This window comes from Ruegeria atlantica, from assembly GCF_013033965.1.
Taxonomy (GTDB): Bacteria; Pseudomonadota; Alphaproteobacteria; order Rhodobacterales; family Rhodobacteraceae; genus Ruegeria; species Ruegeria atlantica_D.
The window spans coordinates 411,118-429,651 of sequence record NZ_WQFE01000002.1 but is presented as its reverse complement, the minus strand read 5'-3'; the positions used below and the strand labels follow the sequence as shown (position 1 = coordinate 429,651).

Annotated in this window: 16 protein-coding genes; 13 read left to right on the top strand and 3 right to left on the bottom strand. The window is 58.1% G+C overall.

The annotated features are described in order from the left end of the window. The first annotated feature begins 5 nt into the window (after positions 1-5). From GOW16_RS06020 to GOW16_RS06005, 4 genes are all read left to right on the top strand, one after another. A complete protein-coding gene (locus GOW16_RS06020) occupies positions 6-509 on the top strand; it encodes a DUF1643 domain-containing protein (protein WP_170411772.1) in 504 nt (167 codons plus the stop codon). A gap of 95 nt (positions 510-604) precedes the next feature. Next, the gene (locus GOW16_RS06015) at positions 605-1,612 is read left to right on the top strand and encodes a calcium-binding protein (protein WP_170411769.1); all 1,008 of its coding nucleotides are present in this window, start codon (positions 605-607) and stop codon (positions 1,610-1,612) included. 144 nt (positions 1,613-1,756) lie between these two features. Continuing rightward, positions 1,757-2,026 (top strand): 30S ribosomal protein S15, encoded by a 270-nt coding sequence (rpsO, locus tag GOW16_RS06010; RefSeq protein ID WP_008757925.1) that lies wholly within the window; start codon positions 1,757-1,759, stop codon positions 2,024-2,026. Between the two features lie 192 nt (positions 2,027-2,218). Next, a complete protein-coding gene (locus tag GOW16_RS06005) occupies positions 2,219-2,650 on the top strand; it encodes a VOC family protein (RefSeq protein ID WP_170411766.1) in 432 nt (143 codons plus the stop codon). 39 nt (positions 2,651-2,689) lie between these two features. Here GOW16_RS06005 and GOW16_RS06000 read toward each other — a convergent pair whose 3' ends face one another. Continuing rightward, positions 2,690-3,658 (bottom strand): LysR family transcriptional regulator, encoded by a 969-nt coding sequence (locus GOW16_RS06000; RefSeq protein WP_254429694.1) that lies wholly within the window; start codon positions 3,656-3,658, stop codon positions 2,690-2,692. 80 nt (positions 3,659-3,738) lie between these two features. On the opposite strand from GOW16_RS06000, the gene GOW16_RS05995 reads away from it, so the two are divergent. The 4 genes from GOW16_RS05995 to GOW16_RS05980 are packed head-to-tail and all read left to right on the top strand — an operon-like array spanning position 3,739 to position 11,331. After that, positions 3,739-5,268, top strand: coding sequence for a trimethylamine methyltransferase family protein (locus GOW16_RS05995; protein WP_170411763.1), 1,530 nt, complete (start codon positions 3,739-3,741; stop codon positions 5,266-5,268). Then, a complete protein-coding gene (locus tag GOW16_RS05990; RefSeq protein ID WP_170411760.1) occupies positions 5,268-7,634 on the top strand; it encodes a GcvT family protein in 2,367 nt (788 codons plus the stop codon). The genes GOW16_RS05995 and GOW16_RS05990 overlap by 1 nt, the downstream gene beginning before the upstream one ends. Next, positions 7,631-10,009 carry a GcvT family protein gene (locus GOW16_RS05985; RefSeq protein WP_170411757.1) on the top strand — a complete coding sequence of 793 codons (2,379 nt, stop codon included), beginning with the start codon at positions 7,631-7,633 and terminating at the stop codon, positions 10,007-10,009. The genes GOW16_RS05990 and GOW16_RS05985 overlap by 4 nt, the downstream gene beginning before the upstream one ends. Then, entirely contained in the window at positions 10,006-11,331 is a 1,326-nt protein-coding gene (locus tag GOW16_RS05980; RefSeq protein ID WP_170411754.1) for an aspartate aminotransferase family protein, read from the top strand. Before GOW16_RS05985 ends, GOW16_RS05980 begins: the two co-directional genes overlap by 4 nt. A gap of 117 nt (positions 11,332-11,448) precedes the next feature. On the opposite strand, the gene GOW16_RS05975 is transcribed toward GOW16_RS05980, so the two are convergent. Then, positions 11,449-13,050 (bottom strand): BCCT family transporter, encoded by a 1,602-nt coding sequence (locus GOW16_RS05975; protein WP_170411751.1) that lies wholly within the window; start codon positions 13,048-13,050, stop codon positions 11,449-11,451. Positions 13,051-13,342: 292 nt separating this feature from the next. Here GOW16_RS05975 and GOW16_RS05970 point away from each other — a divergent pair, with 292 nt between their 5' ends. The 5 genes from GOW16_RS05970 (at position 13,343) to GOW16_RS05950 (ending at position 17,718) form a co-directional block, all read left to right on the top strand. Further along, entirely contained in the window at positions 13,343-13,696 is a 354-nt protein-coding gene (locus GOW16_RS05970) for an ArsR/SmtB family transcription factor (RefSeq protein WP_170411748.1), read from the top strand. Next, the gene (locus GOW16_RS05965) at positions 13,677-14,099 is read left to right on the top strand and encodes an SRPBCC family protein (RefSeq protein WP_170411744.1); all 423 of its coding nucleotides are present in this window, start codon (positions 13,677-13,679) and stop codon (positions 14,097-14,099) included. The genes GOW16_RS05970 and GOW16_RS05965 overlap by 20 nt, the downstream gene beginning before the upstream one ends. Continuing rightward, complete coding sequence (locus GOW16_RS05960; protein WP_170411741.1) at positions 14,096-14,464, top strand: DUF1761 family protein; 369 nt, start codon at positions 14,096-14,098, stop codon at positions 14,462-14,464. Before GOW16_RS05965 ends, GOW16_RS05960 begins: the two co-directional genes overlap by 4 nt. Before the next feature lie 231 nt (positions 14,465-14,695). Further along, positions 14,696-16,846 carry a polyribonucleotide nucleotidyltransferase gene (pnp, locus tag GOW16_RS05955; protein ID WP_170410729.1) on the top strand — a complete coding sequence of 717 codons (2,151 nt, stop codon included), beginning with the start codon at positions 14,696-14,698 and terminating at the stop codon, positions 16,844-16,846. 362 nt (positions 16,847-17,208) lie between these two features. Then, positions 17,209-17,718: a hypothetical protein gene (locus GOW16_RS05950; RefSeq protein ID WP_170411738.1), complete on the top strand. Its 510-nt coding sequence runs from the start codon at positions 17,209-17,211 to the stop codon at positions 17,716-17,718. Here GOW16_RS05950 and GOW16_RS05945 read toward each other — a convergent pair. Next, complete coding sequence (locus tag GOW16_RS05945) at positions 17,715-18,350, bottom strand: DUF1326 domain-containing protein (RefSeq protein ID WP_170411735.1); 636 nt, start codon at positions 18,348-18,350, stop codon at positions 17,715-17,717. The genes GOW16_RS05950 and GOW16_RS05945 overlap by 4 nt on opposite strands. Positions 18,351-18,534: the final 184 nt, after the last annotated feature.

The window sequence follows — 18,534 nt, the reverse complement described above, 5'->3', positions numbered from 1 at the left end:
AAGGCATGATCACTCGTTCCCACACCAAGGGCGACGCGCCCTCGACCGCCGTGTATTCCGATTGCGAAAAGTATCGCTATAGCCTGACCCGCGTCTGGGACGCAGGCGGAGGTAAGGCGTTGTTCGTAATGCTAAATCCGTCGACTGCAACCGAAGTGCAAAACGACCCGACAGTGGAGCGTTGTGAGCGCCGCGCGCGGGCACTGGGATTCGGCGCTTTTCAGGTGACCAACATCTTTGCTTGGCGTGACACCGATCCGCGTAAGATGCGCGCCGCCGCCGATCCGGTAGGTCCCGAGAATGACGCGGCAATTCTGGATGGCGTGCAATGGGCCGATCAGGTCATCGCCGCCTGGGGCACCCATGGCGCACATCTTGAGCGCGGCCCCGCGGTTGAAACCCTTCTGCGCGGCACCGGCCAACCGCTGTTTCATCTGGGTCTGACCAAGGACGGGCATCCCAAACATCCACTTTACATCGCCTATACCCAACAACCCGAACCCTGGTGACAAAAGGTTAACCACAAGTTCAGCTTGGCTTTGACCAACTGACTGATCGCATGGGATATTTCATCCTCGGAGCAGTGCGTTCTCGGAGGGTTGCCATGTTTCTGATCGGATTGCTGAGCCTGGCCGCAATGGGCGGAGCGGCCTACGCGATGGGTGGGATACTCGAGGCCGACGAAGACAGCGAAGAAGATGAGATCATCGAAGATGAACCACAGGAGGTTTCTGACGGCAATTTCCTCGAGATTGGTGAAAACATAGACGAACCCGAAGACCCCTCGACCGGGACCATCATCTCAGAGTTCGAGGGCGATCTGGTCGTGGCCGGGGGTGAAGGAACAGACATTCTGACCGGGCAGGATGGCGACGACCAGATCAACGGCTACGGCGGCGACGACACTGTGCTGGGGGGCATGGGCGATGACACCCTGCATGGCGGTGAAGGCGGAGATACGATCCAGGGCGGCGAAGGCGACGACGTTTTGCATGGCGAAGGTGACGATGACGTCCTGTCCGGAGATGATGGCGACGACACGCTTTTTGGCCATTTCGGCGAAGACAGGCTGGACGGCGGTGATGGGGATGACGACCTGTATGGCGGTCAGAACAACGACACGTTGACCGGAGGTGCGGGCGCGGATGCGCTGCATGGGGGTTTCGGCGACGATGTGCTCGCTGGTGGCGCAGGTGAAGACGTCTTGTTTGGTGGCGACGGTGACGATGTTCTGACTGGTGAGGATGGCGAAAACGAAGACTCCGCGGATTTTCTGAATGGCGGCGCTGGCGACGACGCTATTGTTGCCCATAGCGGTGATATCGTGACCGGAGGCGAAGGCGCTGACAGCATCCACCTGAACCCCGAGGATAACGACGATGCCGTTAAGGTCATGGATTTCGAACCTGGGCAGGACAAGCTTTTGATCTCGTGGGAGGGCGAGGAGGATCCGGAGGTCCTCATTGAAACCGACGCCGAAAATGAGAACGTGACCCGGATAATGGTCGACGGGCAAAACGTCGCCCAATTGCTTGGCGCCGAAGGATTGACCCTGGATGATATCCAACTGATCAACGGTCAGGAGCTGTCGCAGCTCAGCGCGCTAAGTTGAACCCATAGAATCCCTTTGCCATTTGCCTGAAATCCGCTTATACGCGCGCATCCGCATCGGAATCGGTGCGGTTTTCTCCATGGGCCTGTGCTGGACGACATCCCGGCCTGCGCCATTAACTCTAACCTTCTAAAGGAGACCCCGATGTCGATTACTGCCGCTGAAAAAGCACGCGTCATGAAAGAATTCGCAACCAAGGACGGCGACACCGGTTCGCCTGAAGTCCAGGTTGCAATCCTGACCTCGCGCATCACCACCCTGACCGAGCACTTCAAGACCCACAAAAAAGACAACCACGGTCGTCGCGGTCTGCTGAAAATGGTCGCCCAGCGTCGTAAGCTGCTGGACTACCTGAAGGGCAAAGAAGAAGCGCGTTACCAGGACCTGATCAAAAAGTTGGGCATCCGCCGTTAAAATCGGATTCCACCGATTTAAAGTTTCAAACGTCCGCCTTTTGGCGGGCGTTTTTTGTTGGTTTTGGAACCGCGCACTCGGAGCAATGGTTTCATAAGGTTCAATCCAGCTTGCAGTTCACAAACTCTGTCGGCACTATCCCGCAATCCCCACGGCGCAAATCCAAAGTGACAACAAGTAAAACGGAACCAAATGAAGCTGGAATTTCACCACATCAACCTCGTGGCCGACGACGTAGACCGTTTGCATGACTTTTATACAAACGTCTTGGGATTGGATGATATTCCGCAGCAGAACTTTCCGCGTTCCGAAGCGACCGAAGGTTCCGGCTATGATGGCCAGATCCGCTTTGCGACGGAAGGCAATATGCAGATGCATCTGGCGGAACGGGACTTTGATGTCGCATTCAAAAACAGTCAGGTCATCAATCCGGTAAGTCGCGGTCACATTGCGTTCCGAACAGATGATCTTGCCGCAGTCTTGAGGATACTTGAAGAAAACGAAGTTCCCTATTCAGACTATGGCACTGCTTTTTCGAAAGAGTGGCATCAGGTGTTCTTTCGCGATCCCGAAGGCAATGTCGTCGAAGTTCACCAACAGGTATCGACCTTGGACCAAACCTAGGTCCGAGGGTCTCGAAACCGTTCAACTCGTAGCAGTGCGCTAGCCCATATCATAACCGACGTTTTTGGTTCCGATACCACCCATATGACCGGTAATGCGCTGTACCAGTATCTGTCTGGACATGTCAGCAAGCGCTTTCGGAAAACTCTGAAGCTCTTCCTTTCTGGCGACAACGGTCAATGTGCGCGAAAGGCCCGATACCGGGAGGTCTTTCAACCGCAATCGCATGTTCTCTACCAAACCATCAATCAGCAATGTCGGCGTCAAAAGACTGAACCCCTGCCCCGCGGAAACACAGGACGTAACCATACTCGACCGGTCCGCCTGAATGACCTTGTCGGGTTCGAACCGCAATCGGCGCAGATGCTGCGCAATCTGGCGGCCCGCGTTGGTTGTATCTCCGAAACGCACCAGAGGAAGTCGCGTTTGGATCGCTTCCAGACTGTCTGTCGGGCCATCATATGTTTCCGGCAGGACCAGAAGGTATCTTTCGGTCAGAACGTGGTGACGCTCTAGACCATCCATATCCAGAAACGGGTTTGATGTGATGGCAAGGTCCGCTTGTTTCGTTCGCAGCAGGTGTTCATGGTTGCCGCTTTGACCCGCATGCAGAGTGATATCTTCGACGTTGAATTCCCTCTGCGCAAACGCGACCAAAGAGGGCGTCAGTGTCGTAGCAATCGAGGCTTGAATTCCAACCCGCAGCAAGCTCAGAGGCTTCTGGCCGACATGGCGCAATTCGGTTTCCATATCCGAAAGTGCATCCAGAATCTTCTGCGCCTTGCCATGCAAACGCGCGCCTGCATAGGTCAGCCGCGCCGGGCGCGTACCGCGGTCCAAAAGCAAAGTACCAAAGGCCTTTTCCAACGCCGTGACGTGCTGGGACGCAGCTGGTTGTGACAGGTTCAATAGCTTTGCCCCCGCCCGCATTTGACCTGTTTCCGCGACGGCCACGAACACCTCAAGTGAACGCATCAGGCTTGGTGACAGCTTGCGATGATCGGGCATTGCTCAACCTTAGTATAAATAACAATTATACTGTTGGAAATTTCTTGGTTTTCGTCAAGCTCTGGGTCAACGCTTTGGCCATGGCACGCTCACGTTCATCCCGCCGCCGCAGGGCTGCTGAACCTCGCACTCTTCCCGAGGCGCACGCGCCGTATATTCTGCGCAAGCTTTCGACCTTCAACGTCCTCAGCGAAGCCGGGCTGGAACAGATCGAGGCCAATGCCGATACCATTCTTGCCGAAACCGGAATGGAGTTTCAGGACGACCCGGAGATTCTGACCATTTTTGCCGATGCTGGCTGTGATGTGGACGGCACGCGCGTGCGGTTCGCGCCGGGGTTCTGCCGCAATACGATCATGGCGACCGCGCCAAAACAATTCATTCAACATGCCCGGAACCCGGCCAATAACGTTCAGCTCGGCGGCGAGGCCAGCGTATTGTGCCCGGCTTGGGGGCCACCCTTTGTGCACGATCTGGACCGGGGTCGGCGCTATGCATCGCATCAGGATTTCGTCGATCTGGTCAAGCTGCATCACAGCTTGCCCTGGCTGCACCATTCGGGCGGCGTGGTTTGCGAACCGGTGGATTTACCGGCTAACAAGCGCCATCTCGACATGCTCTATGCCCACATACGCCATTCTGACCGCGCCTTTATGGGGGCCTTTATCGGAGCGGAACGAGCAGGCCACTCGATTGACATGGCCCGGATCGTGTTTGGTGATGATTTCGTGGCGGAAAACGCCGTGCTGTATTGCGTCTCGAATACCAACGCGCCGTTGGTGATGGACAGCCACATGTCCGGCGCATTGAAAACATATGCCCGCGCAGGACAACCTGTTGCCTGCACCCCTTGGGTTCTGACCGGGGCCATGTCGCCCTCAACCGTCGCCGGGACATTGGCGCAGGTGCTGGCCGAAACCATGGCAGCGATGACGCTGACCCAGTTGGTAAACCCCGGTTCACCCTGCCTGATGGGCAGTTTTGCCTCGACCATGTCGATGAAATCCGGTGCCCCCACATTTGGCACGCCCGAAGCCGGGTTGATGGTTCTCGCCGCTGGTCAGCTTGCCCGCAGGCTGGGGGTGCCGCTGCACACGGTCGGCACGCTCAGCGCATCGAAAATTCCGGACGCCCAAAGCCAGCAAGAGGCGACGTGGGGCCTGATGATGTCGATGTTTGCGGGGGCCAACCTGATCAACCACGCCACCGGTTGGCTTGAAGGCGGTTTGGTGACGTCGTTCGAAAAAACGATCCTGGATCATGATCTGTGCGGCAAGATCGGGCGGTTCTTCGATGGCATCGACATGAGCGAGAACGCGCAGGCTATGGAAGCCATTGCGGCAACCGGCCCGGGGCAGCATTTTTTGGGGTCCGAGCATACGCAGACCAATTTCATGTCCGCATTATTCCGACCCTGGACACCGGACGACAATTCGTTCGAGCAATGGCAAGCCGCCGGAGAGCTGGACGCCGCAGCCCGCGCCAATGCGATCTGGAAAGAGCGGCTTGAAACTTACGAAGACCCCGGTCTCGATCCCGATACTGACGCGGCACTGCAAGATTATATCGCGCGGCGCAAGGCCGAGAAACCAGATCAGGATTACTTTTGATGAGCCGTATCTTGATCATCGGAGGTGGCGCTATTGGCCTGAGCCTGGCCTACCATCTGGCCAAGCGTGGGGCGAATGACGTCACGGTTCTGGAACGAAACCAGCTGACCTCGGGCACCTCATGGCATGCGGCGGGGATTGTCGGCCCATTGCGCGCGACACCAAACATGACCCAGCTGGCGATGGCCGCACTTGAGGTCTTTCCGGCCCTCGAGGCCGAGACCGGCATGTCCACTGGGTACCGCCGAACGTCCGGCTATTGGCTGGCACGAGAGCCCGCCCGCTTGGATGAGCTGCGCCGGATCGCCGATCTGGGCCAAGTGCTAGGGTTGACCCCGCGCATGGTCGACGCGTCGGACGTGCCTTTGCCACAGCTCGATCTGAGTAACCATGTGGGCGCGCTTTGCGTACCCGAAGATGCCAATGTGAACCCCGTCGATCTGTGCATGGCTTATGCCAAGGGCGCCAGAGATCGTGGAGTGACGATACATGAAAACACCGCTGTTCAATCATTGCGAAAAGAGGGTGGGCGCATCATCGGCGTGACCCTTGCGGACGGCTCCGAATTGGACGCCGACCAGGTCGTCATTGCCACCGGGGCATGGTCGCGCGAACTGGCCGCCGGTGTGGACGTGGCGTTGCCATTGCAGGCCGTTGAGCACATGTATGTGGTCACCGAACCCATCCCCGGTCTGCCCAACCCGTTTCCGGTGATCCGGGATCTGGACCGTGGCATCTATATCAAGGGCGATGCCGGCAAGCTGGTCATCGGCGGCTTTGAACCCAACGCCAAATGCTGGGACGCCTATGGCCCCGAAGGGGACCGCCCTTTCCTTGAGATGGCCGAGGATTGGGACCATTTCGCCTCTTTCATGGAAGCCGCGTTAGAGTTGTGCCCCAGCCTTGAAGCGGTCGGCATCCAGCATTTCATGAATGGCCCCGAGAGTTTTACGGCGGACACAAGGCCACTTGTCGGGGAGACATCGGTGGATGGGTTGTTTGTAGCGGCAGGAATGAACTCGGTCGGGGTGATGTCTTCGGCGGGGATCGGACGGGCTTTGGCGGACTGGATGGTTGACGGCCACCCCCCGATGGACATGTGGGAGGTCGACGTCGCACGAGTCGATCCCAAAACAGCCACAGCCAAACACATGGCCGACCGCATGGAGGAGGCGGTTGCCGATCTCTTTGCCCTTCACTGGCCATACAAACAACCAAAGGCGGGGCGGGGTCTGCACAAATCCACGCTGCATGATTGCTGGGCTCAGGCCGGAGCACATTTTGGCCTGACCGCCGGTTGGGAACGCGGGCTGTATTACGGACCGGCACAGCCCTATTCGACAACGGATCAGGCTTGGTGGCCGCTGGCCGAAGCGGAATCCGCGATTATGAATCAGGGCACAGCGCTGGTTGACCTGAGCCCCTTTACCAAGCTGGACATAACCGGGCCGGATGCTCTGGCGGCACTGAACCGTCTGACAACCGCGCAGATGGACGTGCCCATCGGTCGGGCTGTCTATACCCAGATGCTCAACGCGCTTGGTGGGATCGAAATGGATGTGACCATCACGCGGTTGGGCAACGATGCGTTTCACGTGACCTCCGGCGCCGCCACACGCACACGCGATCTGATGTTCCTGCGCAGACATTTGAAGGGCGATGTATCTGTCGAAGATGTAACCGAAACATTTTGCACAATCGGCGTGATGGGAGGCAGCAGTCGGGCGCTGCTGCAGGGCCTTGGCAACCTTCCGGAAATGGCATTTGGCTACGCCGCCACCGCCGAACTGGCAGGCATCCACTGCCGTGCCACACGCGTAAGTTTTGTCGGAGAGCTGGGCTGGGAGTTAACCGTAACCAATACTCAGGCCCCTCAGCTGTTCGATACCCTTCACAAAGAAGGCGCGCGCCCGCTGGGCCACTACGCGGTGGATGCCTGCCGGCTGGAAAAGGGTTTCAAACACTGGGGACACGAACTTGGCCCAGAGATTACGCCACTTGAAGCCGGTCTGAGTTTCACTATCGACTGGTCAAAGGATTTTCAGGGCAAGGCGGCACTAGAGAAACAAAAGACCGGTGGTCTGCATCAGCGCCTGATCCTTCTGCACATTCACGGCAATGCATTGATGCTGCATGACGAACCGGTGTTCGAGGACGGCGCCCATGTTGGGTTGACCACCTCGGGCGGGCGCGGGCCGCGAACGGGGTTGAACCTGTGTTTTGCCATGGTCTCGGTCCAGCCAGGCGAGACACTGGTCCAGACATGCGAACGAAACTTCACGGTTCGGGTCGCCGGGCAGAATTATCCGGCGCAGCCTTTGCGTCGCCCGCCCTTTGATCCCTCAGGCGAAAGGATGCGTGCATGATCAAGGCGCAGGTTACAATCATCGGCGGCGGGGCCATGGGTGTTTCGCTGATGTATCATCTGGTCAAGGAAGGCTGGTCCGATGTTCTGCTGGTCGAGAAAAACGACCTGACCCATGGATCGACATGGCACGCGGCAGGGCTGTGCACCCATTTCGCGCATAATCCCACCATCCAGGAATTGCGCGCCACATCTGTCCGGCTGTATCGGGATATCCTCCCGCAGGAAACCGGACGCGATTGCGGCTTTCACCGTTCGGGTGCGATGCGGATCACGCGCAACCCCGACCGAATGGACGAGTTCCGCCATGTGGCCGGCCTGTCCGAATTCACCGGCTACCCGCTGGAAGTCCTGACCCCCGACCGGATCGCCGAGCTGTTTCCGCTGGCCAAATTGGACGGGCTAATCGGCGGGATTTATGAGCCCGACGATGGCCATGTTGACCCCACTCTGGCGACCCACGCAATGGCCGAAGTCGCCCGGCGTGGAGGGGCTCGGATCATGCGGAACTGCCCGGTCACCGCAATTGAACGCCACCCGGATCATTGGCGGGTCGAGACCGCGAAAGAGGTCATCGAGACCGTCCACGTGGTCAACGCCGCAGGCACCTGGGGTTGGGAAATCGGGCATATGATGGGGCTTAACATCCCATCCGTTCCTGTGCTGCACCAGTATCTGGTGACAGACACAGTTGAGGCCGTGTCATCCCGGATCAAAGAAGGCCTGCCCGAACTACCGATCATCCGCGATCCCGAAGAAAGCTGGTATGTGCGGCAAGAACGTGACGGGCTTATCCTTGGACCTTATGAAAAGGACGCCAAGGTCTGGTCCGTTGACGGCGTGCCGCCGGATTTTGGCGCTGACCTGATGCCACCCGATCTGGACAGTGTAGAACACATCATCATGGCCGCGATGGAACGCATTCCGGCGCTGGAAACAGGTGGTGTGAAATCGGTTATCAACGGACCCATTACCTTTACCCCGGATGCAAATCCACTGATCGGACCTGCGCATGGGCTGGAAAATGCCTGGCTTTTGACCGGTTCGTCGATGGGGGTGATGGAGGGCGGCGGCGCGGGTTGGTTCCTGGCGCATTGGATGACACACGGCGCGCCACCGATGGACGCGCTGGCAGTGGACTCGCGCCGCTTTGGGTCTTGGGCGGATCGCAATTATCGGGTTGCCAAGGCGGTCGAGTGTTTCGGCCTGCAGTTTGGTGTGCATTACCCGCATGAGGAACGCCCAGCGGGGCGAGGACTGCGCCTGTCTCCGCTGCACGACCTGATGGTCGAACGTGGCGCGGTGATGGGCGCGGCTTATGGGTGGGAGCGGCCAAACTGGTTCTCAAACTCGCCCGGAGCAATCGCCGATGAAACCTTCCGCCGTGCCAATTGGTTTGAACCGGTGGCGCAAGAGGTCGAGGCCGCGCACAATCGCGTCGCCATGGCGGACCTGTCGGTATTCTCAAAATTCGACGTCACTGGCCCGGATGTTGCGGCCTTTCTGCGAGCGTTGGGGGCAAACCGCGCGATCCTGCCGGGACGCATCGGGCTGACCCATGCACTGACCCCTGCGGGCGGCGTGCTGTCGGAATTCACGGTCACTCGCCTGTCCGAAGATCACGCCTATCTGACCAGCGCCGCCGCGGCAGAGCAGATCGACCACGATTTTCTGACACAGGTTGCGAAAGACTTTGACGTCACCGTTCGAAACGTCACCAAGGATCTGGCAGTTATCGGCGTCATGGGCCCCAAATCCACCGACGTGCTGCCCGAGTTGAACCATATGCCCTGGCTCACCGCGCAAGAAACCCATGTTGCCGGGTTTCCCCTGCGCGCTCTGCGGGTGTCGTATCTGGGCGAATGCGGCTGGGAACTGCATGTGGCTGCAGAACATGCCGCGCAGTTATTCCTGACGCTTGAAGAGATCGCCATGCCGCATGGCCTTGGATTTTATGGGGCCTATGCAGCAAACTCCATGCGCCTCGAAAAAGGATATCGCGGCTGGGGCAACGACCTGACGACCGAACGCAGCCCGCTTGAGGCTGGTCTGACCCCCTTTGTCCGCAAAGAACTGCGCAAAGATCTGGCCCGGGACAATCCTTGGGACATGGTGCTGCTTGAGGTCGACGCCGGAGAGGTGGACCCGTTCTACGCGCATACGATCTGGAAGGGCGGCACGCCAGTGGGTATCGCCACATCGGGCGCATATGGACACCGGACAGGCAAAGTTTTGGCCCTGGCCTATTTGCGCGAGCCAAGCGGGCGCGAGGGGCTGACCATTTCAATCCTTGGCCAGCATCGTGCCGCTACCATCCTGCCCGAAGCCCCCTTTGACCCCGAAAACTCACGCCTGAAAACCGGAGGTTCCAAATGACCGACCACCCCCTTCACACCGACTGGGACTTCTCGAACACCGCCGCGCGGCGGGACCAGTATTATGCTGCCTCGCTGACGCGCTTTACCCCGTTTCGCGAGCCCATCGTGTTCAAGAAAGGCCAGGGCCAGTACCTTTGGGATACGGATGGTCGGAAATACACTGACTTGCTGGGCATGAATGTATGTATCTCAGTCGGACATTCGCATCCGCGCGTGGTGGCGGCGGCAACAGCACAGGCGCAGGAGCTGACGCACTGCACGACGATGTTCTACCATCCGACCCCGGCACATCTGGCCGAAGAATTAGCCGCGACGATGCCCAAAGGACATGACTGGGTTGTGCACCTGACCAACTCGGGGTCCGAGGCGGTTGATCTGGCGATGACCATGGCGCGCACCTATACAGGCAATCTGGACTTGCTTGCCTTGCGGACGGCCTATCACGGGCCGACTGCAGCGGCCCAGTCGATTACCGGTATCTCGGGCTGGCGACATCCGGGCATGCCCGGCAACGTGGCTTTTGTACCTGAACCCAACCAGTACCGTGGCATCTTTGGACCGGGCACCCAGCCCTATCTGGAAGAGATCGGCCACACAATAAACGCAGCGACATCCGGTCAGGTCGCAGGCATCTTTGTCGAAAGTGTTCAGGGCTATGGCGGTATCATCGAAATGCCCCCCGGCTATATGTCCGGCGCAGCCGAACGTGTGCGCGCGGCAGGAGGTCTCTATATCGCGGATGAAGTACAGTCCGGCTTTGGCCGCACTGGCGAAAACTTCTGGGGGTTCGAAGCGGACGGCGTCGTGCCCGACATCGTCGTCATGGCCAAGGGTCTTGGAAACGGCTTCCCGATCGGGGCGGTTGTGGCCAAGAAGCATATCGCCGAACCCATGGCAGAGAGATTTATGTTCCATACCTACGGTGCCAACCCAACCTCGGCTGCGGCAGCCCGGGCCGTTCTTGCCGTCATGCGGGACGAGGGACTACAAGAAAACGCCCGCACTGTCGGTGCGGCATTGCTGGAAAGGCTGCATGGCCTGAAAGACAAGTATCACGTCATCGGCGACGTCCGCGGGAAAGGCCTTATGCTTGCGCTGGAGTTTGTGAAAGACCGGGACAGCAAAGCGCCCGACAAGGACATGACGACAGAGGTTTTCGAAGCCTGCCGTGCACAGGGAATTATTCTGTCTAAGTCCGGGCCGTTTCAACAATGCTTGCGGATGGTGCCGCCGCTTTGTTTGTCGCTGGAGGATGTGGATCAGGTGGCGGATAGTCTTGATCAAGCGCTCGAAACTGCCGTGAGTGTTGCCAAAACATAAATGTCCGGGCCATCGGCCCATGCCATTTGGCTTCGAATGATCCGGGCGTTTATGGTTGTCTGGGGACGAAAAACGCCCGCCAAAAGGCGGGCGTTTCAGTATTTCGGGATCAAGCCCCTACATCTTGGCTTTTTCTGATTTCAGCGCCAGCCACAAACAGTAGCACATGATCAGAACCACCAACGTGAACGGAATACCTGTCGAAACCGCAGCACCTTGCAGTGCAGAGAGACCCCCGCCGAGCAACAGCGCAATGGCGACCAGGCCCTCAAGCGTGCACCAAAACACCCGCTGAACCACCGGTGCGTCCATCTTGCCACCCGCAGTAATCGTGTCGATCACCAGGGAACCGGAATCCGACGAGGTGACAAAGAACACCACGATCAGGACCAGCGCGATTGGCGCAACAATACCGTAAAGCGGCAGTTCCTTGAGGAATCCGAACAGCGCACCTTCAGGGGCGTAGCTGTCGATCACCGTGGCGCGGACACCTTCGGCTCCGCCTGCGTTCAGCATGTCGATGGCGGCACCGCCAAAGGTCGACATCCACAAGGCGCAGACAGCCGTCGGTGCCAGCAGGGCGCAAAGGATGAACTCGCGCACTGTGCGACCTTTTGAGATGCGGGCGATGAACATGCCCACAAAGGGTGACCATGCAATCCACCAGGCCCAGTAGAAGGTCGTCCAGCCGTGGAAGTAACTGGTGTCTTCACGCCCAAACGGGTTCGACAGCGCCGGCAGGTGGAACACATAATCCACCATCACGTTGAAATACCGCGCAATGGCCGTGCCGACACCGGTAACAACGATCACGAAGATAAACAGACCCACGGCCATGATCATGTTGATTTCACTCAACCGTTTGACCCCGGCATCCATGCCCATCAGGACCGAGCCCAACGCAATCAACGTGATACCGATGATCAGCAGGACCGTGACAGTTGGGCTGGGTTCGATGCCGAACACCTCATTCAATCCTGCCGCAACCTGCTGCGCGCCAAGACCTAACGAGGTGGTCAACCCAAACAGCGTCGCAAATACAGCTAGTGTATCTATGATATGGCCCCACCAACCCCAGACACGCTCTCCGAGGATCGGGTAGAAGGCAGACCGCAGGGTCAGCGGAAGATCAAGGTTGTACGCAAAGATGGCCAGGCTCAGGCCAACTGCGGCATAGACCGCCCAGCCTTCCAGCCCCCAGTGATGGATCGTGCCGACGATTCCAGCATATTCATTGCCCGGAACCGCGATGTCGATGCCCAGAGGCACCGCGTTACCGTCCTCGGCAAAGTTGTAGTAAACGGGCTCCATCACCCCAAAGAACAACAGGCCGATACCGATACCAGCCGCGAACATCATAGCGATCCATCCGGCATAGGAATAATCGGGCTTTGCGTCCTTGCCACCGATCCGCACCTTGCCGACCGGCAGGATGATCAGGACCAGGCAGAACAGGGTGATGGCATCGACCGACAGAACCAGGAACCAGTCAAATGTGCTGGTGAGCCATGGTCGAAGCCAGCCAAACAGTGCCGCGGCCCCCTCCTGGTTTGCAAGCGCGATCAGTACGAACGCGAAGATCAGGATGCTCGAGATCAAAAAGACCGGGTTGTGGATGTCCAGACCGAAGGGTCGGACGTTGTCCTGCCCAAGCTCGTATTCGGTCTCAAAATCATAAATCCGGGGATCCGGATCCAGCATTTTCTTGGTTTCAGCCATTCGTCTGCCCTTCTGTTCGCTAAGTGCAAACGCCAAGGTATTCGACCAGCGGACGGAAACGAGATTTTGTCCCTTGGCGCTTCTCCGTCAATTCGACCGCGGGCTTCGTGATAACAGCCTACACTGACGACATAATTTCACCAAACGCATTCCTGTTAATGAATTTATGGAGCTTACTAAGAGATCTCAGTTAGCGTTGAGAGTGCTCGCCACATCTGCTGGCCAAGGGGCTTTATACATGTTATTCACCCAAATGGTTGACTGACGCAGAAGAAGGTTGTAATTCATCCATATGGTTGAACGAGAGAGTCGCTTTGATCTGAGCGCGATATTGAAAGCCGCGTCCGACCCAACTCGCCGTGCGATCCTGACAATGCTTGCGCAGCAGGGTCCCTTGCGGGTGACGGATATCGCGCGGCGCTTCGAGATGAGCCTCAATTCGGTGTCCAAGCACATCAAGGTGCTGGAAAACGCCGGGCTGGTGCGACGCCGGACTGAGTGGCGCGAGCATTTGATCGAGATTCAAATGGATCCCTTGTCAGCCGTGGATGAATGGTTTGCCGGTTTGCGTTCGATCTGGGCGCTTCGGTTGGACGCTTTGGAAACTGCTTTGGAGGACCCAGAAGATGACGGAACTGTCTCTTGAAATCACACGCGCAATCCCGCACCCGCCCGAGAAGGTATTCGACGCCTGGTTGAACCCTGAGATGCTGGCTAAATTCATGCTGCCGGGGCCGGGTATGACCGTGCCCGAGGCGCAGTCCGACGCAAAGGTAGGTGGGCGTTTCAAGATCATCATGCGCGCGCCCGAAGCCGGAGATCTGCCACATGAGGGCGAATACAAGGTCATCGACCGCCCGAACCGGCTGCAATTCACCTGGAATTCTCCGTACAGTCAGGACGACTCCACCGTGACGCTGGATTTCACGCCGATCGACACGGGAACTGAGTTGCGCCTGCATCACATCCGCTTTCCATCACAGGAAAGCCGTGACAATCACGAGGGCGGCTGGACTGCGATCCTTGTGGCGCTGGAGGCGGCGCTATGATCAACTGGCTGGCCCTTGCCGCGGGGGTAATCGCGGCCTTTCTGCTGGGGTGGCTGGTCTACGGACCGGTCGGCTTCCAAAAACGCTGGGCCGAAGGAACCCGGATCGATCCGACGCCGCCGGATTCGCCGCCATTGCCACAGATGACCGCACAGATCGTATTCCTGATCTTGCTGGCCACCGTGATTGGGATCACCGAAACCACCAACAGTCTGGGTGTCGCCGTTCTGGCCATCCTTGCGGTGGCGGCGCAGGCGGCCTCGGTCGGGGCCTGGGCGCAAAAAAGCGCGTTCGCGATTGCGGTCGACACCAGTTACGCCTTGGGATGCGGCGTGGTGATGATCCTCGCGCACGCAATCCTCTGAACACTCCCGGCCCGGTCCAGCAAGGATCGGGCGTAGGCTGCGCGGTCCTCCCCTGGTCTTGTGCGGTTCCCCTTTCCTTCGACAGCAATCTGATGTATGCGCGCGATATCTGAGACGTTGTGCCCTGATCCCGGCACTCAGACGAAAGCTAAAACGGGATCGGCGGCAATGGGGCCGCCATGCAAACGGGAGACCCGCAGGGGCGGGAGTGCTCCCATCTAGGATACGCATATGTTTGATGTAACGAAAAAATCTATGCAGTGGGGCGAAGAGACGCTCACACTGGAAACCGGCAAGGTTGCCCGTCAGGCTGACGGCAGCGTGATCGCGACTCTGGGGGAAACCAGCGTCATGGCGAACGTGACCTTTGCACGGGCTCAAAAACCGGGTCAGGACTTTTTCCCGCTGACCGTCCACTATCAGGAAAAATACTATGCCGCCGGCAAGGTTCCGGGTGGCTTCTTCAAGCGCGAGGCGCGCCCGACCGAGAAAGAGACGCTGACCGCGCGCCTGATCGACCGTCCGATCCGCCCGCTGTTCGTTGACGGCTTCAAAAACGAAGTTCTGGTGATGTGCACCGTGCTGTCCCACGACCTGGTTAACGACCCCGACATCGTTGCAATGATCGCTGCGTCCGCTGCGCTGACCATTTCCGGTGCGCCGTTCCGTGGCCCGATCGCCGGTGCACGCGTTGGTTTCGAGGACGGTGAATACGTTCTGAACCCGACCGTCGATGACATGCAGGACCTGCGCCTGAACCCTGAACAGCGTCTGGATCTGGTTGTTGCCGGCACCAAAGACGCCGTGATGATGGTTGAATCGGAAGCCTACGAACTGTCCGAGGCGGAAATGCTGGGCGCGGTGAACTTTGCCCATGAGCAGATCCAGCCGGTGATCGACCTGATCATCTCGCTGGCCGAAGAAGCCGCGAAAGAGCCGTTTGACTTCCAAGCGCCGGATTACTCCGAACTGTCTGCAGCGGTTAAGGCCGCCGGTGAAGAGCAGATGCGCGCCGCCTTCGCAATCACCGACAAGCAGGAGCGCACCGCCGCTGTTGCTGCTGCCCGTGAAGCTATCAAGGAAGCGCTGACCGAAGAGCAGCTGGAAGACGGCAACCTCGGTTCCGCGATGAAAAAGCTGGAAGCGGGCATTCTGCGCGGTGACGTCGTCAAGGGCGGCAAGCGGATCGACGGTCGTTCGACCACCGATATCCGTTCAATCGTTGCAGAAACCTCGATGCTGCCCCGGACCCATGGTTCCGCCCTGTTCACCCGTGGTGAAACACAGGCTTTGGCCGTGACCACGCTGGGCACCGGTGACGATGAACAGTTCATCGACGCGCTGCACGGCAACTTCAAATCGAACTTCCTGCTGCACTACAACTTCCCTCCGTATTCGGTTGGTGAAGTTGGCCGCGTTGGTGGCCCGGGCCGTCGTGAGATCGGTCACGGCAAGCTGGCATGGCGCGCCCTGCAGGCGGTTCTGCCTGCGGCGACCGACTTCCCCTACACGATCCGCATCGTGTCGGAGATCACTGAATCCAACGGCTCCAGCTCGATGGCGTCGGTCTGCGGCGGCTCGCTGTCGATGATGGATGCAGGCGTTCCGCTGAAAGCACCGGTTGCCGGTGTGGCCATGGGTCTGATCCTGGAAGATGACGGCGACTACGCCATCCTGTCGGACATTCTGGGTGACGAAGATCACCTGGGCGACATGGACTTCAAAGTTGCGGGTACCGAAAACGGCATCACCTCGCTGCAGATGGACATCAAGGTCGCAGGCATCACGCCCGAGATCATGGAGAAAGCCCTGGCACAAGCCAAGGACGGCCGGATGCACATTCTTGGTGAGATGGGCAAAGCCCTGTCCGAGACCAACGAGTTCTCGGTCCACGCGCCGCGCATCGAGACCATGAACATCCCGACCGACAAGATCCGCGAAGTGATCGGCTCGGGCGGTAAGGTCATCCGCGAAATCGTCGAGGTTTCGGGTGCCAAGGTCGACATCAACGACGACGGCGTCATCAAGATCGCCTCGCCTGACGGTGAATCGATCAAGAAGGCCTATGAAATGATCCACTCGATCGTCGCTGAGCCGGAAGAAGGCCAGATCTACACCGGTAAAGTGGTCAAGATCGTCGACTTCGGCGCCTTCGTGAACTTCTTTGGCAAGCGCGACGGTCTGGTGCACGTGTCCCAGATCGAAAACCGCCGCCTGAACCATCCGTCGGATGTTCTGAAGGAAGGCCAGGAAGTTAAGGTCAAGCTGCTGGGCTTTGACGACCGCGGCAAGGTCCGCCTGTCGATGAAAGTTGTCGATCAGGAAACCGGCGAAGAGATCGTTCCCGAGAAGAAAGAAAAGAAAGAGGAAAGCGCAGAGTAATCTGCTCTTCTTTCAAATGATCAAGGCCCCGGTGGAAACGCCGGGGCCTATTTCTTTGGTCGTTTTGTTTGGTGTCTGGCTGTTCGATTGCCCTGCGCAACAAACCGAAACCCACTGCCTCAGCAATCAAATGTCAGCTAAGTCTTTTGAAAATAAGGGGATTGTGACACATTTAGCCAAGTTACCCAGCAGAGAGAGCATTTCATTTGAAGAAATTGATCGCCCTAGCTTGGTTATCTCTACTCTGTGCATGTGAACCTGACACGTACCCGAAACCGACAGATGCCGATGCCTACATTCTTCCGGGGCCAAGCCCCATCGTCAGTCAAAGTCAGTTTGTGCAGCTGTTCAAAGACTTGTGCTTGAACAGCCTGACTCGTCTAGCGGATTTTGAAACGACAGCACGTCGTCTCGGCTTAAAGCACTCGCTGAAAGCAGATCGGTTGAGACTAGTCTACGAAGTGAACGAATGGGCATCAGCAAAAGACCCCAAAGATGCAGCTTTGGAGATCTCCGTTGGATGGTCAGAAACACTGTATCTGATAGAAGGGGACACTTCGGGCCTCCCCGGCAAAGGACATATGTGTACCGTCACAGCATACTTGCCCGAATTGTCCGAAGAGGATCGCAATCAACTAGAGCGGACAGCCGACGAAGAATTGCGGCCAATAGCCGAGGCTCTGGACTTCAACGTCTATGCGGAAGACTATACCGTCACGCCAGATGACATTGGCTTGACGTTGCCCCTTTCCGAAATGATCAGAGCTGCCGCAACTTCGGAACCTGTAGATGGGTGTCCGCCAGACCACACGTGCTGGAGGGCCACGCCGTACAGCCTGAGAGTGGGTGCAACTATCGAACGTTTACCTTAGTGCGCCACACCCGACGGGCCATGCTTCATCACGTGCCACTGCCCGTAGCTGTCGTTCAGATCGAGTTTGATCGCCGCGTCCGCCGTGGTCGATGCGCTGCCAATCTCGGCCAGGGTAAATTCGATACCACCGGGAATGTCGATCCGTACGCGATGCGGGCCACCGCCATGTGGTGCCTCAATTGGGCGACCCGTTGAATTAAGCACGTCACCGATCAAAACCTTGGCGGTACGCTCATCCATGTCCATTTCGAAGTTGATCGGCAGAAACAGGGTCTCGTGGACTTTTTTGCACATGGCGCGGAAGACGTACCAATGGGTCGCCATTTCCTCGGTCTCTTCCCCATGAAAAACCTTCTCCAGCGCGGCGCGTTGGGCATCCGAAGCACTGGGATCGATGATCACCTGCATCTCACCGCCGCCTTCAAAAATCGGGCCCGGCCATGCATAGATCAGCGCAGCCTTTGTGCCCACCAGATCGGTGTCGCCAAAATGCCCTTTGGAAACCTCAAGCACTTCAAAGCCACGGCAATGCCCGTGGGTTGGTAGCTCTTCGAACTGACAGGGGCAGGCATAGCCGCAATTGCAGTTCCCGAACGCATCGCCTTCAACGTACCAATCTGTAAATGCCATCGTCTTCTCCTGTTCTACACAGTCTGAAAGCCCGATGCCCTGATTGCTTGCCTGTAGAATTCCCCCGCCTAACCCTAGCACAATTCACCCAAATGCAGAACCAAGCGATCTGAAACCCCACGCTACATGGCATAAACCTTGGTGCAATACCTTGCGTTTCAACCAAAAGCCAATCGCAGTGCAC